At 60.9% G+C, this 2,323-nt stretch carries 4 protein-coding genes; 2 read left to right on the top strand and 2 right to left on the bottom strand.

The genetic code is table 11. The annotated features are described in order from the left end of the window. On the top strand, positions 1-417 hold a 417-nt coding region (locus tag EOA27_RS41125), incomplete at its 5' end, for a hypothetical protein (RefSeq protein WP_189562207.1). A 68-nt stretch (positions 418-485) separates the two neighbouring features. After that, on the top strand, positions 486-665 hold the full coding sequence (locus EOA27_RS32470) for a hypothetical protein (RefSeq protein ID WP_126083252.1): 180 nt from the start codon (positions 486-488) through the stop codon (positions 663-665). Between the two features lie 59 nt (positions 666-724). Here the strand turns inward: EOA27_RS32470 and EOA27_RS32465 are convergent, their stop codons facing one another. Further along, positions 725-967: a hypothetical protein gene (locus EOA27_RS32465; RefSeq protein ID WP_126083253.1), complete on the bottom strand. Its 243-nt coding sequence runs from the start codon at positions 965-967 to the stop codon at positions 725-727. A 745-nt stretch (positions 968-1,712) separates the two neighbouring features. Then, positions 1,713-2,114 carry a hypothetical protein gene (locus tag EOA27_RS32460; protein ID WP_126083254.1) on the bottom strand — a complete coding sequence of 134 codons (402 nt, stop codon included), beginning with the start codon at positions 2,112-2,114 and terminating at the stop codon, positions 1,713-1,715. Positions 2,115-2,323: the final 209 nt, after the last annotated feature.

Below are 2,323 nucleotides of genomic sequence, written 5' to 3'. Positions count from 1 at the left end.
GCCGTTCAGGATTGGGCGAGGCGGCCGCTCTATCTCGCCGGCGCCGCTGAAACCGCCCTGCCCACTTGGGCGCCGATTGCGTTGTCCACCTTGGCCGAGGCGCCAGGCGCATCCCGCCATGCGGCGGCCGGGGCTGAAATTCGACTTTGCCGTTGTCCGGGCTGGAACCTTCATTCGCGATCCGCATTTGTTGTCGCCATGGATATTTTCGACGCAAATTCTCTGGTCATCGCACGGGCAAAGGCCCTGCGCTCCGAAAACAGCCGCATGCGGGAACTGGCTTGGGCGCATGTGGAGCAATCCAGGGCCCTCGCCCAGCAGTTGGCAGCGATTCGGAACCAATCAAACCGGGCATTGCCGATGACGGGCAACTTGACTGAGATCGAACGAGCCCTAGATTGTCCAGATCGCTGGTAACCCCCAATGGACACCATTAGCGGCTGAGAGACGACGAACGCGCTCCCGTCTGAAAACGGGAGAGCGCTATGCGCCAAGCCAGAACTGCGTTGCCCCGGGCACGCGAACCCTTCCAGGATCAACTCGTCCAGGGCAGCAAAGACGCGATCAAGCGCTCCCGGGAATTGCTGCGCCGCACCGAGCGTCTGGTGCGCTCGAAACTGCCGATTGTCTCGGAACCGCCTTCCGACGAACCCCCTAATCTTTAGGGCAATTCCAGGAAAATGTGGGCGGTTTTTACCCGCCGCGCTTTTCCGGCCGACGCCCATCAATCGCCGCGTCGTTTCCGGTGCGGAGACTCCTGATTCTCGCCGCGCAGCATCTGCCTGTCGTCAGGATCGATCAGATCGCGCTCGCCAGCTTTCAACCCGCTTCCTTTCTCGCGGGTGGCCCGCTCCTGGCTCGGCCGCTTCAGCTCTTCCCTGGCGTTGAAATCCTTTCCGGCGTTCTTGGTGTTGACGCGCTCCTCGATGATGCGTTGCTGCTGGTCGTGCGTTGTCTTGCCTGCCATGACTGTCTCTCCTGTGCTGAAGCCAATCTCTCAAAATGGAGAAGCCCGCCCGGAGGGGAGCGGGCGGGCTTCTATCGGGAGGATTGGAACCCCGATGGCGGCGGGCTGGGGGGATGCCGCCGCGGACCAAACCGGCGAGCGGCGCTTATGTTCCTTCAGGAAGCGATGCTCTCTGAGTTCAATTGAGCTCATCGCGCCACAACCCGCTCACGGGCGACCGCCGCTGCGATGACAAATCACGATTGCGCAGCGGAACAAGTCCAGTCGCTTCCGGTTTCGCAGTGATCAGGACTGCGTGAAATGGCCCAGGATCGACGTCACAACGAAGCTCTCGCCAGGTTGCTGAGACGGCAGTTTTCCAGCGAGGTTTTGCGACGGCACCTGCGCGCGTGGCCACTTTTTCGGGTGACCGTCAGCTTCCCGAGCGCCTTCGAGCCCTGCTTGAAAGGCTCGGGCGAAGGAACGGTCGAAATCACAAAGGAGATGACAACCGCTGAGAGGCCAAGTTCGGGCAACCAGGAGAGACGCCGTTAAGACTTCGGTCCGGACCGCGCGGGACCGTGGGCCCACACCGGGAACGGAAGCCACTTGCTCCCGTTGGTCGAAGGCGAAAGCTGCACAGGCAGCGCCTCATCAAGGATTGAGAGAGAAGACATGAACAACATCATCTGGCTCGTAGGAGCAATCGTCATCGTCCTTGCCATCCTTGGATTCCTCGGCATCCGGTGACGCTGGCGGGCGTCACTTAATCGAGAAGCCGCTCCCGGTGGGCAATGTGCAGCGCCTGCGTGACTCGGAATAAATCGAGCAGTTCCAATGCCTGCTCGGCTGGCGCGCCCAGCTCGATGAGGCGATCGATAATCTCTCGCTGGCGGGAGATATGACGCGCTCCCGTGCGGATATGACGATTGAGCATCTGAAGCTCGGTTTCGGGGCTAACCATCTGGTCCCAACGCGAGGGTGAGGATCGTATCGCAACACAGTATTGTGCGCCCGCGATCGTGCGCCGGCTTTGATCTTCATCAATTTCCGGAGGGGCCTGGTCGTCATGGCGCGCCTCGACTCCTATCTGCCACGGGGATATGATTTCAAAGCTCGGAGGGCGAGCCTGATGGACCGCTTTATCGCCAGGGAGAACATCAAGCACTTCGTGGACCGCCTTCAAACGGAGACGGACGACGGCACCAGAGCGACGGTCCAAAGGCTGCTGATTGCTGAAGATGACAAATTCGCGAGTGTCCGAACGGCTGGATATGGTGGACCAGAACATCCTCAGGATCGCCGATCTTGCAACGCTGCAGCGCGCAAAGGTCAACGACATGCGCCCTGATGGCGACGGCGCGGCATTGGCTCACC

The sequence above is a fragment of the Mesorhizobium sp. M2A.F.Ca.ET.037.01.1.1 genome (assembly GCF_003998075.1).
In the GTDB taxonomy this organism is placed as follows: domain Bacteria; phylum Pseudomonadota; class Alphaproteobacteria; order Rhizobiales; family Rhizobiaceae; genus Mesorhizobium.
This window is presented reverse-complemented; position numbering and strand designations above follow the sequence as displayed.